The organism is Acinetobacter sp. SM1B, assembly GCF_003289665.1.
Lineage (GTDB): Bacteria > Pseudomonadota > Gammaproteobacteria > Pseudomonadales > Moraxellaceae > Acinetobacter > Acinetobacter schindleri.
On the sequence record NZ_QMBM01000001.1, the window covers coordinates 2,462,771 to 2,484,935 of the forward strand.

23 protein-coding genes are annotated in these 22,165 nt (G+C 42.1%); 9 read left to right on the forward strand and 14 right to left on the reverse strand.

Annotated elements, in window-relative coordinates; all coding sequences use genetic code 11:
- Nucleotides 1-378 precede the first annotated feature (378 nt).
- The 3 genes from C8322_RS11875 to def form a co-directional block, all read right to left on the reverse strand.
- Nucleotides 379-2,400, reverse strand: a complete 2,022-nt coding sequence (locus C8322_RS11875; RefSeq protein ID WP_004814281.1) for a TonB-dependent copper receptor — start codon at nucleotides 2,398-2,400, stop codon at nucleotides 379-381.
- A 71-nt stretch (nucleotides 2,401-2,471) separates the two neighbouring features.
- Complete coding sequence (locus tag C8322_RS11880) at nucleotides 2,472-2,891, reverse strand: DUF2946 family protein (RefSeq protein WP_004814280.1); 420 nt, start codon at nucleotides 2,889-2,891, stop codon at nucleotides 2,472-2,474.
- Between the two features lie 92 nt (nucleotides 2,892-2,983).
- The gene (gene def, locus C8322_RS11885) at nucleotides 2,984-3,514 is read right to left on the reverse strand and encodes a peptide deformylase (RefSeq protein ID WP_004814278.1); all 531 of its coding nucleotides are present in this window, start codon (nucleotides 3,512-3,514) and stop codon (nucleotides 2,984-2,986) included.
- Between the two features lie 120 nt (nucleotides 3,515-3,634).
- On the opposite strand from def, the gene C8322_RS11890 reads away from it, so the two are divergent.
- From C8322_RS11890 to C8322_RS14340, 4 genes are all read left to right on the forward strand, one after another.
- Entirely contained in the window at nucleotides 3,635-4,789 is a 1,155-nt protein-coding gene (locus tag C8322_RS11890) for a LysM peptidoglycan-binding domain-containing protein (protein WP_004814276.1), read from the forward strand.
- A gap of 92 nt (nucleotides 4,790-4,881) precedes the next feature.
- Nucleotides 4,882-6,021, forward strand: a complete 1,140-nt coding sequence (gene dprA, locus C8322_RS11895) for a DNA-processing protein DprA (RefSeq protein WP_004814274.1) — start codon at nucleotides 4,882-4,884, stop codon at nucleotides 6,019-6,021.
- A 40-nt stretch (nucleotides 6,022-6,061) separates the two neighbouring features.
- On the forward strand, nucleotides 6,062-6,631 hold the full coding sequence (locus C8322_RS11900) for a Sua5/YciO/YrdC/YwlC family protein (protein ID WP_004814272.1): 570 nt from the start codon (nucleotides 6,062-6,064) through the stop codon (nucleotides 6,629-6,631).
- A gap of 171 nt (nucleotides 6,632-6,802) precedes the next feature.
- Nucleotides 6,803-7,093, forward strand: a complete 291-nt coding sequence (locus tag C8322_RS14340) for a hypothetical protein (RefSeq protein WP_004814269.1) — start codon at nucleotides 6,803-6,805, stop codon at nucleotides 7,091-7,093.
- On the opposite strand, the gene C8322_RS11905 is transcribed toward C8322_RS14340, so the two are convergent.
- Nucleotides 7,038-7,937: a DMT family transporter gene (locus tag C8322_RS11905; RefSeq protein WP_004814267.1), complete on the reverse strand. Its 900-nt coding sequence runs from the start codon at nucleotides 7,935-7,937 to the stop codon at nucleotides 7,038-7,040. The genes C8322_RS14340 and C8322_RS11905 overlap by 56 nt on opposite strands.
- Before the next feature lie 223 nt (nucleotides 7,938-8,160).
- Between C8322_RS11905 and C8322_RS11910 the strand changes: the two genes are divergently transcribed.
- The 3 genes from C8322_RS11910 (at nucleotide 8,161) to C8322_RS11920 (ending at nucleotide 10,070) form a co-directional block, all read left to right on the forward strand.
- Nucleotides 8,161-8,706 (forward strand): glutathione peroxidase, encoded by a 546-nt coding sequence (locus C8322_RS11910; RefSeq protein ID WP_004814265.1) that lies wholly within the window; start codon nucleotides 8,161-8,163, stop codon nucleotides 8,704-8,706.
- Nucleotides 8,707-8,919: 213 nt separating this feature from the next.
- Nucleotides 8,920-9,300: an RcnB family protein gene (locus C8322_RS11915; RefSeq protein ID WP_004814264.1), complete on the forward strand. Its 381-nt coding sequence runs from the start codon at nucleotides 8,920-8,922 to the stop codon at nucleotides 9,298-9,300.
- Nucleotides 9,301-9,461: 161 nt separating this feature from the next.
- Complete coding sequence (locus C8322_RS11920; RefSeq protein WP_004814261.1) at nucleotides 9,462-10,070, forward strand: hypothetical protein; 609 nt, start codon at nucleotides 9,462-9,464, stop codon at nucleotides 10,068-10,070.
- A gap of 134 nt (nucleotides 10,071-10,204) precedes the next feature.
- Here the strand turns inward: C8322_RS11920 and C8322_RS11925 are convergent, their stop codons facing one another.
- Nucleotides 10,205-11,581 (reverse strand): NAD-dependent succinate-semialdehyde dehydrogenase, encoded by a 1,377-nt coding sequence (locus tag C8322_RS11925; protein ID WP_004814260.1) that lies wholly within the window; start codon nucleotides 11,579-11,581, stop codon nucleotides 10,205-10,207.
- A 308-nt stretch (nucleotides 11,582-11,889) separates the two neighbouring features.
- Here C8322_RS11925 and C8322_RS11930 point away from each other — a divergent pair, with 308 nt between their 5' ends.
- Nucleotides 11,890-13,182, forward strand: a complete 1,293-nt coding sequence (locus C8322_RS11930; protein WP_111810658.1) for an SIR2 family protein — start codon at nucleotides 11,890-11,892, stop codon at nucleotides 13,180-13,182.
- Nucleotides 13,175-14,836, forward strand: coding sequence for an ATP-binding protein (locus C8322_RS11935; RefSeq protein WP_004814256.1), 1,662 nt, complete (start codon nucleotides 13,175-13,177; stop codon nucleotides 14,834-14,836). The genes C8322_RS11930 and C8322_RS11935 overlap by 8 nt, the downstream gene beginning before the upstream one ends.
- Nucleotides 14,837-14,880: 44 nt before the next feature.
- Here the strand turns inward: C8322_RS11935 and C8322_RS11940 are convergent, their stop codons facing one another.
- From C8322_RS11940 to C8322_RS11980, 9 genes are all read right to left on the reverse strand, one after another.
- Complete coding sequence (locus C8322_RS11940; protein ID WP_004814254.1) at nucleotides 14,881-15,300, reverse strand: F0F1 ATP synthase subunit epsilon; 420 nt, start codon at nucleotides 15,298-15,300, stop codon at nucleotides 14,881-14,883.
- A 26-nt stretch (nucleotides 15,301-15,326) separates the two neighbouring features.
- On the reverse strand, nucleotides 15,327-16,721 hold the full coding sequence (atpD, locus tag C8322_RS11945) for a F0F1 ATP synthase subunit beta (protein ID WP_004780710.1): 1,395 nt from the start codon (nucleotides 16,719-16,721) through the stop codon (nucleotides 15,327-15,329).
- A 30-nt stretch (nucleotides 16,722-16,751) separates the two neighbouring features.
- On the reverse strand, nucleotides 16,752-17,621 hold the full coding sequence (gene atpG, locus C8322_RS11950; RefSeq protein ID WP_004814251.1) for a F0F1 ATP synthase subunit gamma: 870 nt from the start codon (nucleotides 17,619-17,621) through the stop codon (nucleotides 16,752-16,754).
- An 87-nt stretch (nucleotides 17,622-17,708) separates the two neighbouring features.
- Entirely contained in the window at nucleotides 17,709-19,253 is a 1,545-nt protein-coding gene (gene atpA / locus C8322_RS11955; RefSeq protein WP_004814250.1) for a F0F1 ATP synthase subunit alpha, read from the reverse strand.
- Between the two features lie 43 nt (nucleotides 19,254-19,296).
- Nucleotides 19,297-19,833, reverse strand: a complete 537-nt coding sequence (locus tag C8322_RS11960; protein ID WP_004814249.1) for a F0F1 ATP synthase subunit delta — start codon at nucleotides 19,831-19,833, stop codon at nucleotides 19,297-19,299.
- A gap of 12 nt (nucleotides 19,834-19,845) precedes the next feature.
- Nucleotides 19,846-20,316, reverse strand: a complete 471-nt coding sequence (locus C8322_RS11965; RefSeq protein ID WP_004814248.1) for a F0F1 ATP synthase subunit B — start codon at nucleotides 20,314-20,316, stop codon at nucleotides 19,846-19,848.
- Between the two features lie 39 nt (nucleotides 20,317-20,355).
- The gene (gene atpE, locus C8322_RS11970; protein WP_000424060.1) at nucleotides 20,356-20,601 is read right to left on the reverse strand and encodes a F0F1 ATP synthase subunit C; all 246 of its coding nucleotides are present in this window, start codon (nucleotides 20,599-20,601) and stop codon (nucleotides 20,356-20,358) included.
- An 83-nt stretch (nucleotides 20,602-20,684) separates the two neighbouring features.
- Nucleotides 20,685-21,560, reverse strand: coding sequence for a F0F1 ATP synthase subunit A (gene atpB / locus C8322_RS11975; RefSeq protein ID WP_004814247.1), 876 nt, complete (start codon nucleotides 21,558-21,560; stop codon nucleotides 20,685-20,687).
- 103 nt (nucleotides 21,561-21,663) lie between these two features.
- Nucleotides 21,664-22,062: an ATP synthase subunit I gene (locus C8322_RS11980; protein WP_004814246.1), complete on the reverse strand. Its 399-nt coding sequence runs from the start codon at nucleotides 22,060-22,062 to the stop codon at nucleotides 21,664-21,666.
- Between the last annotated feature and the right edge of the window lie 103 nt (nucleotides 22,063-22,165).

Consider the following 22,165-nt stretch of genomic DNA (forward strand, 5'->3'; position numbering starts at 1 on the left):
CTCTCTATCTCTAGAAAGTCAACCAGTAAATCAGATTATTTTTAAACTTACTAAATAAAACCCAACTCAACCAATCTTAACTAAGTTACTGTTTTATCAGAAGTTTTAATCTTCATCACCGCCGATGGATGTGCATTCTACAGTATTTCAGGGGGCTTGCAACACCTTTTTTAAAACATTTGAAACGTGTGTTTATTTTATAAACCACAATATTTATAAATAACTGTTTTATATATAAAATTTATTTTAATAAAAATATTCATTATTTTATTTGGAAATGGTTAAAATGCTTAAATACATAATTTTTATAAGTTTTATTAAATTACAAAAGCAAAAAGCAGGACTTCTGCCCTGCTTTTTGTACTTAATCTAATCAAATTAGAACTTCATACTGATTCGTGCCCAGTAATTACGTCCAATATTATTAAATTGTTCATCAGTTGGTAAGCCTGTACCAGATGCACCCATTTTATTTAAGTGTTCGGTATATGTACGATCCAATACATTATCGATGCCAACTGATAGATCAACACCCTCGGATAAATTATAAGTACCGTTTAAAGACAATGTACCGAAACCTGCACTCTTCTTGTTGTCGTAGCCAACAATATTACCCTCACGTTCGCTAATACGACTTTGACCATCAACAATGCGCCAGTAAGCACCCAAGGTATAACGATCTTGGATATAACGAAGATTAACGCGCCCCTCTAAAGGTGCAATTTGTGGCAACGGCGTATTATTGGTCGTGTTTTCACCCCAAGCATACATTGCGCTCACATCGGCTTGAATGGCGTCAGTAAATTGATAACCAATACCTGCTTCTGCACCGGCAATGACAGCATCAACATTTTTAGAATCAGCTGCATTGATCCCATGTCCTGTTTTTTTGTCAGCATCATAATTAATTAAAATATAATCCTGAATTAGACCTGTATATGCAGACACCCAAGAGTTCAATGCACCATGATGATGTTGATAACCGAGATCAAGCTGTAAAGTTTTTTCATTTTTTAAGTCCTTAAAGGTCGATGGTGCTTGCCCGTTGAGGTCTGTTTTGAATAATTCCCAATAATCAGGTACACGTTCTACATAACCTAATCCTATATACGTTTTGCCGTCATCATGGTCAGGATGGGTATTTTCAAAACGAATAAAAGCACTCGGTAAGGTTTCTGTACGCTCAAGGCTACGTTTAACAGCATCAATGCTAACCTGATCGATACGCAGACCACTAACTAACTTATTATCTCCACCCAAGTCATAGCTCAACTCACCAAAACCACCAATCGACTGAAACTCCATATCTGTCGTAACAGGTGAGTTCATCATTGGCATAGTCGAATGATACATCCCCCCGGCATGTTTATTAAGTTGTGAATCCACCCCTGTTATAAGCTGGATGTTTTCCCATTCATTTGTTACCGCTAAGCGCCCATTTAAAGTACGGCGTGTAACCGTCATTGCTTTATCGGGTTCAGCAACATCACGTAAACTAAAATTATCCATCACGTGGTCATTAAAATTGTAGTTGACCTGTGCTTCAATTTTTTTGATTACATCTGTCACATTTTTCTTTTCAACACGCAAACCTAAACTTTCACGGGCAAACTTGGAACCATCCATCATACGGCCAGCATACACTGCTTCACCATCAGCCTTACCACCGGTCAGTTCTACCCAGGTGTTTTCATCAGGTGTCCAGCCTAAAGCCAGATCAGCATTCCAGCGTTCCCAGTCTGATGGCACAGTATTGCCATTACCATCCTGATAGCTGTTGGCTACCGAGCGGTTGGTATTGAGGCGAATATATTTCTGTTCATCACCTGCTGCAACTTCGACATTATGATCGAAACGCCCGAAGGAACCCATCAAAACACTGGCCTGACCGCGATAATGTTGATCTTCCCCAAACTGTTCAGGTGTACGTTCAAAAATGACGGTTGCTGCCGAACCGGTATTGGCATATTGAACCGTTTGCGGGCCTTTAATCACTGAAATACGATCATAACTTTCTGGAGAAATATATGAAGTGGGCGAATCCATCCGGCTTGGGCAGGCACCGAGGTTTTCAGTGCCATCAGTCAGGATTTTAATGCGTGAACCGAACATACCGCGGAAAGTGACATCACCATTGGTACCAGCCCCACTATTAACCGAGCTAAAGCCTACAATACTTTGCAGATAATCTGCGCCATCAGTTGCTGGCACTGGCTGAATCGGCTGTTTTGGATCAGCACGAACAATCAGACCATTGGCATCATTACCGGCAGTTGAAGTCACCACAATTGGAGCCATGGTCTGTACTGGCATGGTTTCATTTGCCAGTACCGTCGAAGAGTAACAAGCAACACAAATCGCAGCCGCAAGAGGCTGTAAAGAAAATTTAGGCTGAGCCATTTCTATCTCACTGAATACATAAATTGAACACGGCCTAAGTCAATTAAGACCCAGACAAAAACAACGTGGATTTATGCAAACAGTGGTGGTGCCCTGCCCTGGGGTAGCAGAAAGAGTTGTTGCAGAACAAACCAGACATGACTGAATGCTTGTTTAAATGCAATCAGTCGAACCTGGATTCGATCCAGTACTTCTTTTAGATCCAGTTCAGGTGGCAGAACCAGATTGCCGTAGACAGTACAGTATTGACATTGATGATTGGCATCATGATGGTCATGACCAGCGTCTACAGACGCTGTCTCAATACTGTAGTCACCATGATGAGAATGAGCAGCATGATGCTCATGTGATAAAGGCACCAAAAGTGCACGCGTGATGGTTTCACAGACCGGAGCAACCTGATATTGCTTCGGCAGCAAAGGCTGCAAGAATACAGCGATCTGTAAAAATACGGCTGCCAGAGAAAGTAGCAATCCGCCACGTGTCACCATAGGAGAAGGGCAAATAAAAATTTGTCACCGTTAATTATAACAAAGCCCAGTAAAAACTGGGCAATAATCAATGCATCAATACGACAAAATACTTAGCGTTTCACTGCAACTTTGGCTTTATCACGCTGACGTGCTACTTTTTCAATTTTTTCACGGGCACGCTGGCGCTTCAAAGGTGATAAATAATCCACAAAAAGTTTACCATTTAAGTGGTCCATTTCATGCTGGATACACACAGCCAACAGGCCATCCGCCTCAACCTCAAATGCTTGACCTTCAAGATTAATTGCTTGAATTTTTACACGTGACGGACGCTCAACTTTATCGTATATTTGAGGTACTGATAGACAGCCCTCTTCGTATGGCTGTGTTTCTTCAGTCAATGGTGTAATTTTGGGGTTAATGAACACCATGGGTTGATCTTTATCTTCAGACAGATCCATCACAATCAGCTGAATATGACGATCGACTTGTGTCGCGGCTAAACCGATGCCGGGCGCTTCATACATGGTTTCAAACATATCTGCAGCGAGCTGACGAATTTCATCAGTAACCTCTTCGACTGGTTGTGCAATGGTACGAAGACGGGGATCCGGGAAACTTAAAATAGGTAATAAGGCCATACTGCGTCCTCAATTATGCCATTGATCAAAAAACCAAATGAAGGAATGCTTCATTAAAAAATTGTGTGTAAGATCGTTATTATAACGCAACTTACATACATAATTTTAGGAATTATGATAATGAAAAAGGTTTTGAAGGGCATGCCATCTTTTAGTGCCTTGGGGATTAAAAATCAAATGCTCGCACTTGCAGTTTGTGTGAGTGTTGGTATGGGGACAATTTCAACTACACATGCAGCACCAGCTCGTAATGTCAATCCACCAAGCCTGAAAGCATCAGCACCGAATGTCTATGTGGTAAAAAAAGGTGACACATTATGGGATATTTCCAAGCGTTTTCTTAAAAATCCGGTACGCTGGCCAGAAATCTGGGCAGGTAATAAGCATGTGAAGAATCCACACTGGATTTTTCCAGGTGACCGTCTGCTGATGTGCGATTACCAGGGCCGCCCAATCATTGGTAAAGATGAAGGTGATGGCTGTGCCGGTATTATCAACCGCTACCTTGGCACGAATAAGTTACAGCCTCAGGTGCGTATCGAATCGCTCAACAATACTATTCCTGTTATTCCTTTAGCCCATATCCAGCAATGGCTAGAGCGCTATACAATTATGGCAGCAGACTCTATTGAAGGCACTCCTTATATTCTGGGTACAGCTGATCAACGTGTACTGGCTGGTAAAGGCCAGAAAGTTTATGCACGTGGCAATGGCCTGGAAGTGGGTCAACGCTATGCAGTATACCGCGAAGCTGAACCTTATATACTGACTGATGCCAATGGTAAAAAATACACTGCTGCTATAGAACTACAGCAGGTCGCTTCTGGTATTGCAATCCGTGGTGAAGGTGATATCACCACACTGGAACTGACCGACAGCTATAATGCTGAAGTCCGTCGTGGTAACCGGGTACTACCAGAATATGATCCAATGCTGCCTACCCTGTTCTATCCAGTAAATGCGGAAAACAACATTTCAGGTGGTCAGATCATTCGTGTATTGGGTTCAATTGGTACAGCTGCACGTCATAGTGTTGTCACCATTGACCGTGGCATAGCACATGGCGTTCAGTCTGGTCATGTGTTTAGTGTGAATCAGCAAGGTGAAGTCGTGACTGATCCAAAAACCAAAGAACGTGTACAGCTCCCGGGCGAACGTATTGGTAATGTCATGGTCTTCAAAACGTTTGATCAGTTCAGCTATGCCTATGTTCTAGACAGTGAATTGCCAATCAAAGTGGGCGCTACCATTCAGCCACCGCTGCTGGACGAATAATTTACAAGAACTTTAAGATGATGCTGTGATTCAGCATCATCTTAACCTCATTACTCATTATAAGAATAAGAAGACGCAAGATAGGTCTCAATATGTTGAATTTGTTATCTACGACTCAACTGGACAACATTCGCTTATGGTATGTAGTCCAGCACTCCCTCACCAGTTTCTATCGCTTATCTGAATATTATGAAAATCTTGCTGATGCTGTTCAGCCGGATCAAGTCGAGACCTGGCTAAAACTAGGCGTTCATAAAAATCATATCCAGCGGCTTCAGGATTTCAATTGCAAAGATTCCCAGCGCGAGTTTCAGTTTTGTCTGGAGCAGATCCAGAAAACTTGCGACTTTATTTTATTACATAATGAAGCGGACTATCCTCAGCAACTGAGTCATTACGCCGATAAACCGCCGATTGTATTTGGTCAGGGTAAAGCCGACAGTTTATTACAGCCACAGGTGGCAATTGTGGGCAGCCGCAAACCGAGCAATCACGGTCGTCAGATGGCTTATGATTTTGCGTATTACTTAAGTGAACAAGGTTTTTATATCAATAGTGGACTGGCGCAAGGCATTGATGAAGCGGCACATCGGGCAGCGCTACAGCAGCATCGTACGATTGCAGTGATGGGCACGGGTCTGGATCAAACCTATCCGGCGACAAATCAGCCATTAAAAGAACAGATCATTGCCCAAGGCGGCACGGTGATTACAGAATTTTTGCCCGGTACTCCGCCTCTGCAATATCATTTTCCACGGCGTAACCGTATTGTAAGTGGACTGAGTCTGGGTGTTATTGTGGCTGAAGCTGCACTGAAAAGTGGCTCACTCATCACCGCCAAACTGGCTGCCGAACAAGGAAAAACCGTGTTTGCGATTCCTGGACATATCTACAGTGAAAACCACAAAGGCTGTCACCAGCTCATCCGCGAAGGTGCAATTCTGATTGATCATCCACACCAGGTGGTTGAAGATCTGGCATTAGCCACCCAATGGCAGGCAGCTGAACAATTTTCTAAAGCAGAAAATAGTGAACCCGAATTGATCGAGATTCCAGCACACCTGATTCCGCTCTACAACCAGCTCGACTGGATCGGACAAGGCCTAGATCAGATCAGCATTCAACTCAGCCAGGATGTTTCCACAATCACAGCACAGTTGATGGAACTGGAATTACTCGGTTTCAGTACACAGCAATCCGGTATGTTTCTACGTTGTCGTACAGGCAAATAAGGTTCACAATAGCCCTTTGTTGTTTTTAAAAGGTATATACATGATCACCACCTCTGTTGCCGAAGCAGCGACATTCCTGAAACAAGGACAAGTCTTGGCATACCCTACAGAGGCTGTCTGGGGTTTGGGCTGTGACCCTCACAATGAACAGGCATTTCACCAGATTTTAACCTTAAAACAGCGCCCGATTGAAAAAGGCGTGATTTTACTCGCAGCTCATATTTCACAAGTGGAACATTTACTTCAGGATCTAAGTGAAGAAATGCGTGAAAAAGTAATTGAGTCTTGGAGTAATGATCGACCTACAGACCGGGCAACCACCTGGTTACTCCCTGCCAATGACGATATTCCAGGCTGGATTAAAGGCAAACACCCTAAAGTGGCAGTGCGCGTGACCACTCATCCTCTTTGTGTAGCCTTGTGTCAGGCTTTTGGCGGTTTTATTGTTTCAACCAGTGCCAATCCTGCCGGCTTAGAACCTGCACGTTCCCTGCAAGATGCCATGCGTTATTTTGGTCAGGACCTGAATTATCTGAATGGTGATCTGGGACTGAGCCAGAAACCAAGCCGGATTATTGATGCTGTAACAGGTGAAATTATTCGTGACTGAGCCTTTGCTCAGTCATTTTTCTTTTCAAGCCGACTAAAGTTTTAAGACAAAAAAAAGCTCAACCATATAGGGATGGTTGAGCATAAAAAAGGATGTGTATTATCACATCCAGAGGGTATCGAAATCTCTGGGCATTTCAGCAACAGTCGCTAATCTGCGATGGAGCGTATTATGGGCGAACAGTTTAAAAAAAACAAATATATTTTAGCTCTTAAAAAACAGCTTAAACCTATGATTAATCAATCATTATTTGAAAAAAATTCAAATTATCTTGCTCTTTTTAAAGTGCTTTTTAAAGAAGCTAAAAGCTACTCTTCTCGACTAAAGTCTATTTGCCTTTATTCACGAGATCATTCAAGCAAAAAATTAAGTTTGTTTGTTCGTTTTTTGGGCAACTATTTGGCTTTCAGGAGCACTGGCGCCACAGTTTTTTCTGGGCCAGCACAATTCCGAACAGAATAATCGCCCCACCAATACTGTGATAAATGGTCCAGGCCTCTTTTAACCAGACAAAGGCAATTAAAGCGGTAAACACCGGCATCAGGTTCATAAAGATACTGGTGCGGGTCGGTCCCAGACGCTGAATCGCCATCATCCACACCAAAGGGGCAATTAATGAAGGGAAAATACTGGCGTAGATAACGCTGCCGGCATTGGTCATATTGATGGCATCAAGACCCAACCAAGTCACAAACGGCAGGTGATACAGCAGCGCAAACAGAATCTGCACATACAGGCTCAGCATTAACGGAATCTGCAGCTGCCATTTTTTCAGAAAAACCCCATAAAAGGCATAGAAAAACACGGCGATAATCATCAGCAGATCGCCCCATTGGCCGCCGGCATGCAGCAGGCCCCAAGGATTGTCCTGCCCCATCACATAGATCAGCCCGGCAAAGGACAACAGACTGCCAATAATGGCGTAGCGATTCGGAATATCGCGCAGAATCAGCATCGACACAAAAATGGTAAAAATCGGAATAAAGGCATTAATAATGCCCATATTGGTGGCGGTGGTGTAATGTGCAGCGGTATAAGCCAGTCCCTGATACAGCACCAGACCAAAGGCACTCAGCACTGCCAGCTGTTTCAGATGCGGTACAATCAGGGCACGCTCACGAATCACCCGCGGCAAAATAAACGGGGTTAGAATCAGAAAGGCAAAAAACCAGCGATAAAAACTGATGCTCACCGGCGAGATAAAGTCGGTCACATAGCGGGTCACGACAATATTCAGTGACCAGATCAGTACCGCAGTCAATGGCAGTAAAAATGCCCACCACACTACCTTGTGTTGCTGTGTCATATACTCATCCATAAAGTGTAGGGTTCAGCATTGTCTGCAAGTCCAAGCCAGCAGCTTTCAATTCAACGCCGTTATTGTGTAGCACAAGCATAATTGATTTTTCACATAAAATTAATGCATGGATTTAAATTTACCCGACTGCCCTACATGTTTTTACTTGTACTCAGCCGGAATACCCGTTACAACATTCGACAGGATAAACACATCAAAAACAGGACTTCATATGAGCACTTCAGTCTACGACATTCCAGTATTAAGCATTCAGGGTGCAGAATTCACTCTCAATCAGTATCAGGGCAAAGTTTTGCTCATCGTCAATGTGGCATCTAAATGTGGCCTGACTCCACAATATGAAGGCTTGCAAAAGCTGTATAACGAGAAAAAAGCCGAAGGTCTGGAGATTCTAGGTTTCCCATCAAATGATTTCCTGGCACAGGAGCCAGGCAGCGAGAAGGAAATCCAGGAATTCTGTTCAGTAAACTATCAGGTCGATTTCCCGCTATTTGCCAAGATCCCGGTCGTTGGAGAAGCAAAACATCCTTTATATGCTGCTTTAACCCAAGCGATTCCTGAACGTACCGGTGAAGGCCCATGGTGGAAAGATCTGGTTGATTACGGCCTGACTCCAAACCAGCCACCTGAAGTGCTATGGAATTTTGAAAAATTCCTGGTCAATAAAAATGGTGAAGTAGTGGCTCGCTTTGCACCGGATATTACTGCAGATGATCCACGTATCATCGATGCAATTAATGCCGAATTGGCTAAATAATTTGCAATAGTAATATAAGCATCTCTCATGGTTAGAGATGCTTATATTTTTTAATTAAAAAAAGATATGTATATTAATAAAATCATTCAATTTACTTCTTCTATTTTCCTTCCAGATTTTAATATTTACACTACACTCTCTTCAATTTCAAACACCTCTGCCAGCCTATGATGAGCTCATACACAAACAAACCGCCATAATGAAAGGTGAAGTATGAAAACGCTGGTGAAAGCAATTGTTTTATCGATCTCAACTGCACTGGTTGCTATTCCAGCCATGGCTGCGCCTCAGGATCATCATCAATATAGCAAGTCGCATGCTCAACAACAGCATCATGCTCCTCAGCACCATCAGCTAAACAAACACCCAGCTCAACAGCATAAACAGGGTTATAAAAAAGTTGATCCATCACGTGATTGGCGAGTAGGTCAAAAAGTCCCAAACCAATACCAAAGTAAAATCTATAAAGTGGATCACAGCAAATATAAACGACTCAACAAGCCAGGTAGAAATCAACAATGGATTAAAGTGAATGGCGACTATATTCTGATGAATGTCGTTAACGATAAGGTCATTAAAATTATCGCAGCTTAAACCCTGCTCTCCTCGGTGAAAAAAGAGCGCTTTGGCGCTCTTTTTTTATGCTTGAATAGCTATAGTGAGGCCTTTTTTGTTATTCATTTGCAACTCTCCGCATTTTCTACAAATTTCATCCCTATATTAATGTCTGTAAGCAGTAAATGATGAGCACCCCAATGAAATTTAAGCAAATTCTCCAAAATAGCGTACTACCTTTTGCCCTTTTTGCAGGTGCATTGAGTTTGCTGGGATGTGATCAGGTTTCTGCCCCTGCTTCATATACTGAAAAACCGGAGCAACAGGATGTAGCAGAAGAACAGACAGCAGTATCAGAAAATACTGAAGTACAGCAATCTTCTGCAGACCTTAAAAGTGGCAATATGTTCTACATCGTACGTGATGTGGCCGATTTGCAGTTAAAGGCTGGTGATTACGTGACCCAGCTGAAGCAAACCCAGACTGAACTGGAAACTGCGGTCAGTGAAAAAGATACTTCTCAATTGCAAAGCGCCGCAATGCAATTGCAACAGCAATTAAAAGGCTTTAATCAGACTTTAAGTGGCTTAAACTTGAAAAGTCAGGAAGTTGATCAGGTACGTAGCAACCTGATGAATGCCAACCAGCAAGCATTGGCATCTCCTTTCCTGAATGGCCAGATGGATTTCAGTCAGGTGGATTTCCAGAAGCTGGAAAAACAGATGGGAAATATCCAGTCTGAAATGATCAAGCTGGCCGCAATGATGATTCCTGAGAAACAATCCCAGGCAGCAGAACAGGAAAGTTGATCTCAGTTTTATAGATGACCTAGGCTCCCTGATAAACCAGTCACCAGACTGGTTTATTACTATTAAATATAGATTAATAGAAGAAGCGGTTTAGTAAGCCGCTTCTTTACTGGAAGGATAAGGCAGAAAAGTCATTATTCTTTAGGACTTTTCACGACGACTAAACGTTTTTGGGTGAATTCTCTGAAACCGTCAATCGATAATTCATGCCCATAACCAGAGTTTTTGATACCACCAAATGGCAGCTCTGGTGCGGTATCGGTAAACCAGTTAATCCAGATCATGCCGGTTTCAACTCGTGAAGCCAGTTTTTTGGCACGCTCGATATCTTGAGAATGAATCACACCGCCCAAACCATAATGCGAATCGTTGGTAATCGAAACGATTTCATCTTCATCCTTCGCGACATAAATCTGGGCAACTGGACCAAAGAATTCTTCATACCAGGCCGGATTATCACGGCTGATATTTTCTAGAATTGTCGGCTCATAAAAGTTACCTGCATGCTCGATAGGCTTGCCACCTGTCAGCACAGTAGCACCATGCGCTACCGCCTTATCGACCTGTTTGGTCAGTTTTTCCAGAGCGTCCGCTGATGATAAAGGTGCCAGTGTTGTTTCAGGGTCGAGTGGGTCACCAATTTTCAGTTCCTGAAAAGCTTTCAGCATACCTGCTTTAAATTCATCAGCGATTTTTTCATGCAAAATAAAGCGTTTGGCCGCAGTACAGACTTGGCCTGAGTTATTTACCCGGGCCTGACAGCCAATTTTAATGGCTTTTTCCAGATCAGCATCATCCAGTACAATAAAAACATCATTACCACCAAGTTCCAAGGTAGATTTTTTAATGTATTTACCGGCCTGTTCTGCTACGGCACTTCCGGCACCTTCTGAACCCGTCAAGGCTACACCCTGTACACGCGGATCAGCAATAATCTCTTGAACCTGATCAGAACTGATAAACAGGTTAATCCAGACACCTCTTGGTGCACCTGCTTCCAGCACCAGCTTTTCAAAGGCTTCGGCACATTGCGGCACAATACCCGCATGTTTGGCCAGGACCGGATTGCCAATTGCGCAGTTTGGGGCAAAGACACGCATCAATTGATAGAATGGGAAGTTCCATGGTTCAACGGCCATCACAATACCCAGAGGATGATGCTCTACCCATGCTTCGCCGAGTTCCGTTTCATAAGACACCGGAGCTAGAAACTCTTTGGCGTGATCAGCGAAGTATTCGGCAATTTTGGCGCAAGATTCAATTTCACCTTCACTCTGTTTAATCAGTTTACCCATATCCAGCGTCATGAGCTTCGCCAGTTCGGTTTTTTGTTCACGTAATTTTTGCGCGATATTCCTTAGTACTTCAATACGTTGATCAATCTGTTGTGGCCAGTCTGACTTGAGAATCTGTTCTGCCTGATCCAGCGCATTTTGTATATGCTCATCTGTATGTGGCGGATAGTCTTTCAATTTTTGATTGGTAAATGGGTTAATAGATTGATATGCCATGACTTTCCCTTTTCTTTAAATTATAAGTTTCGCTTGTTTTTGACCTCGTCAATTCAACTTAAACAAGCTTGTATCTGGGGTAATCACTTAACTTAGCATTGATTTTTTTATGATCAGGGAATGTTTACAGATTGGTTCAAAACATTACTGAGAAAGGGTAAAAGTTATATCGAGTGGTACAAAATTAGATTTTACTTAGTATTAATTTATAATTTTTGCTTAATACATCGAAAGAAGTAATATTCCTTTGAAATAACATAAAAGATTAAATATTATTCAAATAATATAAATTTCAACTATCTACAATTATGAAAATAAGTACTTTTGAGCTTTATGACTTTCAGACAGGGCTATGGAATAGATTTGATAATGATAAATTTATTCTTGAAGAAGGAGAATCTGCACCACCTCTACCCCCACCACCAACCACAGAAAAAGAAATTGCAGATGAGAAAACTCGATTAGAAAGTCAAAGAAATACTAAAGAACTGCTTTCTCAAAAATTAAAAACAGCAATTCAAATGCCCAATATTATGATACTTGCAGGTAGTGGTACTTCTTTAGGTTCACCTATAAATGGTCCATCGATGTGGAATTTATGGGAGCGATGCACCAAAAATGACATGCATGAACTAAGTAATAGAGCTTTTAACGAAAGTAAGTATGATACTTATGTAGTTGAAGAAAAATATAAAAATATTGAAGAATGTCTTTCACATTGCGAATCTTTTATTCAAATCACAAAAGAAGACGACTGCATATCAACAAGAGAATTTGTCCTAAGTTGTAAAAGAAAGATTTTAGAAGCCTGCCAATTTATTACGAATGAACAAGAACAATTGACTAAACATCGTGAATTTATTAGGAAATTGTCCCGAAGAAAATCAAAAGACCCTCGTATTAAGTTATTTACAACAAACTACGATACATGTTTTGAAACAGCTGCTAATAAATTAGGGATTACTGTTATAGATGGTTTTTCTTTTTCATTTCCTCGTATATATGATCCGAAGTTCTTTGATCTAGATATCATCAAAAGAAGTCCGACAATAAACTTAAACAATCCTCAGTATCTTGAAGGCGTGTTTCAGCTATACAAGTTGCATGGATCTGTTAATTGGAAAAGAGAAAATGGCTACCCAGTCCAACAGGTCGATAAGGTAGAAGCTGAACAAAGTTGTATGATTTTTCCAGCTAAAGGTAAATACCAGCAATCATATATACAGCCACACCTAGAACTAATCTCTAGATTTAACCATGCGCTACTAGAGCCTAATACGTGTTTAATTATTGTTGGATTTGGCTTTAACGACGATCATCTATCTGAACCTATCCTTTCTGCCATTTATTCAAATCCACATCTTAAAGTTATTATTTGCACACCAACTCTAAAAAATGACTTTCTAAAAGATGCCAACTCCACTTCACCGTATTGGGAGAGATTAAAACATGTTGCAGACACTCGAAAAAATGATGAAATAATCTTTATAAATAGTGATTTTGGAAAACTATCAGAAATTATTCCTGATTTAACAGCATTATCACCTGCTGAAAATCTTTACGAGAATCTCCAAAAAGCATTTGGAGGTCATCATGTTTAATGGGATTTTACAACCTGAACTGATGTTTGGAAAAGTAAATTCAATTAATGCTAGTAGTATTCAATTCAAATACATCAATGACAATCATGAACCTACATATTTTGGTGGAAATCGTTATGGCAAAGGTGAAGTTGGTGAATTTGTTATTATTGAAAGCCAAGTCAACTTAGTTTTAGGACGTATCATAGAAATAAAGAAAGATGATTTAGCGAAGTCAAATTTGGATATCGTAGGCCGTGTACAACTTCTTGGAACAATCCAAATGGATGATCTAAGAGTATCAGCAGGTGTGGATTACTATCCAAGTATAAATGATTTAATTTATTCAGCACCGCATGAATTTATTGCAAAAATTCCTCAGAAAATGCAAAAAGGAGATCCAAATATAAATTTACATATTGGATCAATTTTAAATGACAGTTGTGGAATTTCTATAACACCGGAAAAACTATTTGGACGTCATTTAGGTATTTTAGGTGCAACGGGCGGAGGAAAAAGCTATACGACAGCTCGAATCTTAGAAGAATGTTTAAGATTTAACTCCAAAATCATCTTATTAGACCCAACTGGTGAATATAGTAAATTTGACGATAATTCAGTAACTAATGTTCACTTAGGTAGTCCAACTAATCCTGCCGAAAGCTCTACTGCCATAAAAATACCACCTGATTGCTTTGAAGAAAGTGATTTTATAGCTTTGTTCGAACCAGCAGGAAAATCCCAAGGTCCAAAGTTTAGAGAAGCTATTAGAAGTCTAAGGCTCGTTAAGCTTCTTGAACAGAATTCTCTGCATTCTGAAATGATTCAAAATGGAGTTTTCATAAAAATTGGACAACCTGAAGAAAATTATAAGATTGCCATAAGATCAATTCGCGATCGGTACTTGTTAGAAATACCCCATACCCCTTTTGACCCCACAAAATTATGTGCACAAATCAAAGAAGAGTATGTAACCTTAAGAGGTGCAAATTATATAGCAGACGATTTCAATTTTAATCACTGCTTATCATTACTAACTCGAATTAACGGTTTAATTAATTCACATACTTTTAGATTTGTTTTCGAACAAAACCAAAATTCATCTCTTTTAGATGAATTGAATATTTTCTATAGCGACTCTAGTAAAAAACTTTTACGAATAGATATGAGTGCAATTGGTTTCGAATTTAAGGCTCGAGAAGTTATTTCTAATGTCATTGGTCGATTACTATTAAATAAAGCACGAGAATTATCTTTTATAGAGAAACCACTAGTTATTTTCCTAGATGAAGCACATAACTTCATAGGAAAAACAATTGGTAATGAAGATACCTTAGCAAAACTTGATGCTTTTGAGCTTATTGCAAAAGAAGGTCGAAAATTTGGTTTAAATATCTGCTTAGCAACTCAAAGACCTAGAGATATTACGGAAGGTGTTCTTAGCCAACTTGGAACTTTAATTGTTCATCGTCTCACAAACGATCGAGATCGTGAGATTGTAGAAAGAGCATGTGGTGAAATTGATAAAGCAGCTTCTGACTTCCTTCCAAGCTTACAACCTGGTGAAGCTGTCATTATTGGGAATGACTTCCCTATTCCCCTAACAATTAATATTAAGAAACCAACGATAAAGCCAAACTCTGAAGGTGCAAATTTCCAAAAAAATTGGGCATAAAAAAACCACCCTTTCGGGTGGTTTCTTCAATCTTAAACCGGCAGTTACATTGCGCGGTTTTTGATTTTGCGGATCGTTTCCAGCTGAGCAGCAGTTTCTGCAAGAGCAGCCAAAGCAGCAGCAGCGTCCAAATCGCCCTTTTGATTTGCTAGCAATTGTTCAGCGTGTTTACGCGCTTCAATAATTGCCGCTTCATCCAAGTTTTCTGCACGGACTGCTGTATCAGCAAGAACCGTAACAACATGCGGTTGAACTTCTAGAACACCACCAGATACATAGATTAATTCTTCTGTACCGTTTTCCAAAATAACGCGGATCGCGCCAGGTTGGAGCAAAGTTACCAGCGGAGCGTGACCAGGCATAATACCTAACTCGCCGCCAGCACCTTTAGCAATTAGCATAGTTACAGTGCCTGAGTACAAAGACTCTTGAACACTTACAACGTCACATTGCATAGTCGCCATGAGAATCTCCTAAATTAGGGAACTAATTAAAGTTTCTCAGCTTTAGCAATCACTTCGTCAATACCACCAACCATATAGAACGCTTGTTCTGGGATGTGATCGTATTCACCAGCTAGAAGACCTTTAAAGCCACGAATCGTTTCTTTAAGCGGTACAAGTTTACCAGGAGCACCAGTAAACACTTCAGCTACGTGGAACGGTTGAGAGAAGAAACGTTGGATCTTACGTGCACGGTATACAGTAAGTTTGTCTTCTTCTGACAATTCGTCCATACCAAGAATTGCGATAATGTCTTTCAATTCTTTATAACGTTGAAGAACGTTTTGAACTGAACGAGCGATTTCGTAATGCTCAGTACCTACTACAAGTGGATCTAGCTGACGTGAAGTAGAGTCAAGTGGATCGATCGCAGGGTAAATACCTTGAGAAGCGATGTCACGGCTCAATACAACAGTTGCGTCCAAGTGAGCAAACGTAGTTGCAGGCGATGGATCTGTTAAGTCATCGGCAGGTACGTATACAGCTTGAATAGATGTAATCGAACCCGACTTAGTTGAAGTAATACGTTCTTGAAGAACACCCATCTCTTCTGCAAGTGTAGGCTGATAACCTACTGCAGATGGCATACGGCCTAGAAGTGCTGATACTTCAGTACCTGCTAGTGTATAACGATAGATGTTGTCAACGAACAATAGTACGTCACGGCCTTTACCGTTTTCGTCTTTTTGATCACGGAAGTACTCAGCCATAGTCAGACCAGTCAACGCTACACGTAGACGGTTACCTGGTGGCTCGTTCATCTGACCGTAGACCATTGCTACTTTGTCTAGAACGTTAGAGTCTTTCATCTCGTGATAGAAGTCGTTACCTTCACGAGTACGCTCACCAACACCAGCGAACACAGATAAACCTGAGTGCGCTTTCGCGATGTTGTTGATCAACTCCATCATGTTTACAGTTTTACCAACACCGGCACCACCGAACAGACCAACTTTACCACCTTTCGCGAACGGGCATAGTAAGTCAATGACTTTAATACCAGTTTCTAGAAGGTCAGTAGAAGCCGCTTGTTCTGCATAAGAAGGCGCTTGACGGTGAATTGGTAAACGCTCTTCAGTTGCAACTGGACCAGCTTCATCGATCGGGCGACCAAGAACGTCCATGATACGACCTAGAGTCGCTGTACCTACTGGTACAGAAATCGGAGCGTTAGTGTTAGTTACGTTCAAACCACGCTTAAGGCCTTCAGTAGAACCCATTGCAATAGTACGAACTACGCCATCACCAAGTTGTTGCTGAACTTCTAATGTAGTTTCAGTACCGTCAACTTGGAGAGCGTCATAGATCTTAGGAACGCTGTTGCGTTCAAACTCGACGTCGATAACCGCGCCGATGATCTGAATGATACGACCGCTACTCATTGCTGTCTCCTCAATTCAAACTAATATATGTTAAACGGCAGCGGCACCACCAACGATCTCAGAAATTTCCTGAGTAATCGCGGCTTGACGCAGCTTGTTATAAATAAGTTGCAGGTTCTTGATCAAATCACCCGCGTTATCTGTTGCAGCTTTCATTGCAACCATACGAGCAGACTGCTCACACGCGATGTTTTCGATCACACCTTGATACACCACAGACTCGATGTAACGAACCAACAAGCCATTTAAAAGCTCTTCAGCTTCAGGCTCGTAGATATAGTCCCAACCGTATTGACGGTTAAGCGTCTTGTCTTCTTCAGCAGCTGCTAAAGGAACAAGCTGTTCGATCTTTTGGTTTTGAGTCATGGCGTTGACAAAGCCGTTAGATACTAGATAAATACGATCTAACTCGCCTTTATCGTAAGCGTCTAACATCACCTGTACAGAACCAGATAACTGTTCAAGACTTGGAGTGTCGCCCACTTGAGTGGTTGCACCAAGTACTTTACCGCCGTAGTTTTTAAAAAACGAAACCGCTTTTTGACCAATCAAAGCAAATTGAACTTCAATTGACTGCTCTTGTTGCTGTTGAACGTGTTTTACCACTTTCTTGAACAGGTTAATGTTCAAACCACCAGCAAGGCCGCGATCTGATGACACGATGATATAGCCAACGCGCTTTACAGGACGTTCAACCATATAACGGTGTTTGTATTCAGGATTCGCTTGAACCAAGTGAGCAATTACACGGTGCATATTTTCGGCATACGGACGGCCTTGAGCCATGCGCTCTTGCGCACGACGCATCTTAGAAGCTGCTACCATCTGCATCGCGCGAGTAATTTTCTGCGTGCTTTTGATACTAGCTACTTTGGCGCGAATTTCTTTTAAATTTGCCATACGCTTAACCTAGTATTCGAAGGCCCTTTCGAGCCCTCGAAGGTTGATTCCGTGAACCAAACCAACACTAATTAGCAAGTTGCTAAATTAGTAAGTTTGAGTCGCTTTGAACTTTTCAATACCCGCTTTGAATTCAGCTTCGATATCTTTGTCCCAAGCACCAGTCTCGTCAACTTTTTGCATAACTGCAGCATGTTCTGAACGGAAGTAAGAAATTAACGCAGCATCAAAGTCTACGATTTTCTTCACTTCTACGTCAGCCATATAGCCTTCGTTAGATGCATAAACTGATACAGCTTGGTCAGCGATTGAGTATGGAGCATATTGTTTTTGCTTCATAAGCTCAGTTACGCGTTGACCGTGTTCAAGCTGTTTACGAGTTGCTTCGTCAAGGTCAGAAGCGAACTGAGCAAACGCTGCCAATTCACGGTACTGTGCAAGTGCAGTACGGATACCACCAGACAATTTCTTGATGACTTTAGTCTGCGCAGAACCACCAACACGAGATACAGAGATACCCGCATTCACAGCAGGACGAATACCCGCATTGAACAATGATGTTTCAAGGAAGATCTGACCGTCAGTAATCGAAATTACGTTGGTTGGTACGAATGCAGATACGTCACCCGCTTGAGTTTCAATAATCGGCAATGCAGTTAATGAACCAGTTTGGCCTTTAACTTCACCGTTAGTGAATTTCTCAACGTAGTCAGCAGATACACGAGAAGCACGTTCAAGTAGACGTGAATGTAGATAGAACACGTCACCTGGGTAAGCTTCACGACCTGGTGGACGACGAAGAAGCAATGAAATTTGACGATATGCTACAGCTTGTTTAGACAAGTCATCATAGATGATCAGAGCATCTTCACCGCGGTCACGGAAGTATTCGCCCATTGTACAGCCTGAGTACGGAGCAAGGAAAAGCATTGCTGCTGGATCCGCTGCCGCTGCCGCTACAACAGTTGTATACGCCATAGCGCCAGTTTCTTCTAGCTTGCGCACAACGTTAGCGATAGTCGATTGTTTTTGACCAATTGCTACGTATACACATTTAATGCCAGAGTTTTTCTGAGCGATGATCGCATCGATCGCCATAGCTGTTTTACCAGTCTGACGGTCACCAATGATCAACTCACGCTGACCACGGCCTACTGGGATCATTGTATCTACTGATTTATAACCAGTTTGTACAGGTTGATCCACTGATTGACGCCAAATTACGCCTGGTGCTACTTTCTCAACAGCATCAGTCAGTTTTGCATCAATAGGGCCTTTACCATCAATCGGGTTACCAAGAGCATCTACTACACGGCCTAAAAGTTCTGGACCAACCGGAACTTCTAATACACGACCTGTGCAACGCGCTTTTTGACCTTCTTGAAGGTTTAAGTAGTTACCTAAAACAACGACGCCCACTGAATCCTGTTCTAGGTTCAGTGCCATACCGTATAAGCCGCCGTCGAATTCGATCATTTCACCGTACATTGCATCAGCAAGGCCGTGAATACGCACAATACCGTCGGATACCATAACAATGGTACCTTCGTTTTTAGCGGTCGCGCTGGTGTCCAGATCGCCGATACGCTGTTTAATGAGCGCACTGATCTCGGATGGATTCAGTTGTTGCATTGCGCTATACCTCAATCTTTTTAAAGTTCAGTCTTCTTATTTCTTAAGCAAGAAGACGAGTACGCATTTTTTCAAGCTTATTAAGCGCAGAATCATCTATCACTTGGTCGCCTGCACGAATAACCACACCAGCAATAAGCTCTGGTTTAACTTCTACAGAAACATTTACCGCCGCTTCGAATTTTTTCTCTAATGCGTGAGTAAGGAGTTGTTCCTGTACAGAAGTCAATGGGAATGCTGATTCAATCACAACATCCACAGTATTGTTATTCTGTGATTTGAGCTGTTCATATTCTGCAGCAATTTCAGGAAGCAAAGCCAAACGTGCGTTTTCAGCAAGCATTGTCAAAAAGTTTGACACTGCAGGCGTTTGGTCTTCGCCTAAAACTTTAGCAAAAAGTGTCACCTGCTCAGCAGGTGTCAACTCAGGGCGATTTAGATAAGCTGAAAATGCTTCGTCTTGCACCGCAGCACTGAGCAATTCAAGTGCAGTTGACCAAGAGTCAGCTGTACCTTGCTCAGAAGCGTAAGCAAATGCTGCTTTAGCGTAAGGGCGTGCCAACGTCAAGAGTTCGGCCATAATCCGCCTCTCTTAAAGTTTAGCAGCCAGCTGAGTCAGCATGGCATTGTGAGCTTCTGCGTCAACTTGCTGGCTAAGAATTTTCTCAGCGCCAGCAACTGCAAGAGCAGCCACTTGTTGACGTAATTCTTCGCGAGCAGAATTGATTTCAGTATCAACAGCTTCTTTAGCCTGTTGACGAATACGCTCACCTTCAGCTGACGCTTGAGTACGAGCTTCTTCTACCAATTGCGCTGCACGACGGTTCGCTTGTTCGATCAATTGAGCCGCTTGTGCTTTTGCCGCGTCCAGTTCAGCTTTCACTTGTGCTTGCGCATCTGCAAGGTCAGCCTTCGCTTTTTCAGCAGCATTTAAGCCATCAGCGATTTTACGCTGACGTTCACTAATCGCATTGATTAGTGGTGGCCATACAAACTTCATGCAGAATGCGACGAAAATCGCAAACGCAATCGCTTGGCCAAACAATGTGAGGTTGATATTCATTGCAAATTCCTCAAATAGTGAATTTCGGAATTAAGCTGATTAACCTACAAATGGATTAGCGAAGATGAAGAACAAGCCAATACCAACACCGATCATAGGCACAGCATCAAGAAGACCCGCGATTAAGAACATACGAGTTTGAAGTTGTGGAGCCAATTCTGGTTGACGAGCTACAGCTTCAAGGAAACGGCCGCCTAAAAGACCAAAACCAATCGCAGTACCTAAAGCACCGAAAGCGATCAAGATAGCAGATGCAATTGCAACTAGACCTAAAGTGAGTTCCATGATAATTCCTCAGAGGTTAGGTTTTATACCAAATTAAGTTAAAAAATTGTGCCCAACCATCCCGTGACAGTTAGGCAATACCATTAATGCTTTTCGCTTGCCATGCTCAAGTATACGATAGTCAGCATCATGAAAATGAATGCCTGTAGCGTAATAACAAGAATGTGGAAGATCGCCCAAGGCACAGATAACGCCCACTGGATCCAGAACGGTAATAACGCGATAAGAATGAAGATTAACTCACCCGCATACATGTTACCGAACAGTCGTAGAGCCAATGAAACTGGACGTGCAAGGAAGGTTACCAATTCAAGAATCAAGTTCACTGGAATGAGTAACGCTTTTGCAACTGGGTTACTTGGGTTAAATGGGTTAAGTGCAAGCTCACCAACGAAACCGCCAATGCCTTTCTCACGAATACTGTAAAACAAGATAAGCGCAAATACAGACAATGACATACCAAGGGTAATGTTAGGGTCAGTAGATGGAACGATCTTGAAGTAAACGTGGTGCGGATCAATACCAAGAAGGCTACCAATCACGTGTTGAGCGATATAAGGAATCCAGTCAACAGGGATCAAGTCCATCAAGTTCATGAGGAAAATCCACACGAAGATGGTTAGCGCTAGTGGAGCGATCAAACGCGATTTTCCGTGGAAAGTATCGCGTACACTTGAGTCAACAAACTCGATAATCATTTCGATTGCAGACTGGAACTTGGTAGGAACACCAGAGTTTGCAGCTTTCGCTACGATCCAGAACATGAAACAGAAAAGAATACCAAGGCCGATTGACCAACCCATTGAATCCAAGTGAATAGCAGTGAACCCCATCTGTTGAGCTTCAGCACCATTCTCGGCCAATTTCCATGTACCGTCCGGCATTTTGCCATAGGTCATGTTGGTCAAGTGGTGCTTGATGTACTCGGTCGAAGTAAGGGCATGTTCTTCAGCAGCCATAAATCACACCTGGTCAATGTCAAAAACTAATGAAACTTACGAATATCGCGTGCTGCTTGATATCTCGCTTATTTCTGAAAAAACTTTTCAATTTTTGCTGCGCTTAAACTCGTCTTTGTAGACGTGACACCCAAAACGGAGCGACCCACGACATGGCTTGAACGAGTATAAAACCACAAAACAATGCAACCGGGGATAACGGCTTGACATTGCTTAAAATCAAAATGAATCCAACAATCACAATTGCAAACTTACCGAGCATGCCCCTATACATGTTCGATAGAACTTGTTTGGAAGCTCGCGCGCCCGCAGCACGAAACGACTGCCAGCTAAAGTAGCAGGTCGCCAGCCAACATACGAATGCACCCAAGGCTGCACTCAAGGCTGCGGTTGTGTCCTTCAGAACCCAACCTAACAACGCTGAAACGGGTATCATTACTGCTTGCAAGATGACCAAAGCTTTCGCTAATCGTCGGTCAATCAAGCGACTAGTTCGGCTCATTATTTATTCACTCACAGCAATCATGCTTGACAAGTTTAGCTGATGATTATTTTTAATCGCAGGCATTATAGAGTTACACCCCTTAACATGCAATCTTTTCCCG

Bases quoted from the DNA above. Each gene is read 5' to 3' on its own strand.
- C8322_RS11875 (WP_004814281.1), bottom strand. From the start codon at position 2,400: ATGGCTCAGCCTAAATTTTCTTTACAGCCTCTTGCGGCTGCGATTTGT.
- C8322_RS11880 (WP_004814280.1), bottom strand. From the start codon at position 2,891: ATGGTGACACGTGGCGGATTGCTACTTTCTCTGGCAGCCGTATTTTTA.
- def (WP_004814278.1), bottom strand. From the start codon at position 3,514: ATGGCCTTATTACCTATTTTAAGTTTCCCGGATCCCCGTCTTCGTACC.
- C8322_RS11890 (WP_004814276.1), top strand. From the start codon at position 3,635: ATGAAAAAGGTTTTGAAGGGCATGCCATCTTTTAGTGCCTTGGGGATT.
- dprA (WP_004814274.1), top strand. From the start codon at position 4,882: ATGTTGAATTTGTTATCTACGACTCAACTGGACAACATTCGCTTATGG.
- C8322_RS11900 (WP_004814272.1), top strand. From the start codon at position 6,062: ATGATCACCACCTCTGTTGCCGAAGCAGCGACATTCCTGAAACAAGGA.
- C8322_RS14340 (WP_004814269.1), top strand. From the start codon at position 6,803: ATGGGCGAACAGTTTAAAAAAAACAAATATATTTTAGCTCTTAAAAAA.
- C8322_RS11905 (WP_004814267.1), bottom strand. From the start codon at position 7,937: ATGACACAGCAACACAAGGTAGTGTGGTGGGCATTTTTACTGCCATTG.
- C8322_RS11910 (WP_004814265.1), top strand. From the start codon at position 8,161: ATGAGCACTTCAGTCTACGACATTCCAGTATTAAGCATTCAGGGTGCA.
- C8322_RS11915 (WP_004814264.1), top strand. From the start codon at position 8,920: ATGAAAACGCTGGTGAAAGCAATTGTTTTATCGATCTCAACTGCACTG.
- C8322_RS11920 (WP_004814261.1), top strand. From the start codon at position 9,462: ATGAAATTTAAGCAAATTCTCCAAAATAGCGTACTACCTTTTGCCCTT.
- C8322_RS11925 (WP_004814260.1), bottom strand. From the start codon at position 11,581: ATGGCATATCAATCTATTAACCCATTTACCAATCAAAAATTGAAAGAC.
- C8322_RS11930 (WP_111810658.1), top strand. From the start codon at position 11,890: ATGAAAATAAGTACTTTTGAGCTTTATGACTTTCAGACAGGGCTATGG.
- C8322_RS11935 (WP_004814256.1), top strand. From the start codon at position 13,175: ATGTTTAATGGGATTTTACAACCTGAACTGATGTTTGGAAAAGTAAAT.
- C8322_RS11940 (WP_004814254.1), bottom strand. From the start codon at position 15,300: ATGGCGACTATGCAATGTGACGTTGTAAGTGTTCAAGAGTCTTTGTAC.
- atpD (WP_004780710.1), bottom strand. From the start codon at position 16,721: ATGAGTAGCGGTCGTATCATTCAGATCATCGGCGCGGTTATCGACGTC.
- atpG (WP_004814251.1), bottom strand. From the start codon at position 17,621: ATGGCAAATTTAAAAGAAATTCGCGCCAAAGTAGCTAGTATCAAAAGC.
- atpA (WP_004814250.1), bottom strand. From the start codon at position 19,253: ATGCAACAACTGAATCCATCCGAGATCAGTGCGCTCATTAAACAGCGT.
- C8322_RS11960 (WP_004814249.1), bottom strand. From the start codon at position 19,833: ATGGCCGAACTCTTGACGTTGGCACGCCCTTACGCTAAAGCAGCATTT.
- C8322_RS11965 (WP_004814248.1), bottom strand. From the start codon at position 20,316: ATGAATATCAACCTCACATTGTTTGGCCAAGCGATTGCGTTTGCGATT.
- atpE (WP_000424060.1), bottom strand. From the start codon at position 20,601: ATGGAACTCACTTTAGGTCTAGTTGCAATTGCATCTGCTATCTTGATC.
- atpB (WP_004814247.1), bottom strand. From the start codon at position 21,560: ATGGCTGCTGAAGAACATGCCCTTACTTCGACCGAGTACATCAAGCAC.
- C8322_RS11980 (WP_004814246.1), bottom strand. From the start codon at position 22,062: ATGAGCCGAACTAGTCGCTTGATTGACCGACGATTAGCGAAAGCTTTG.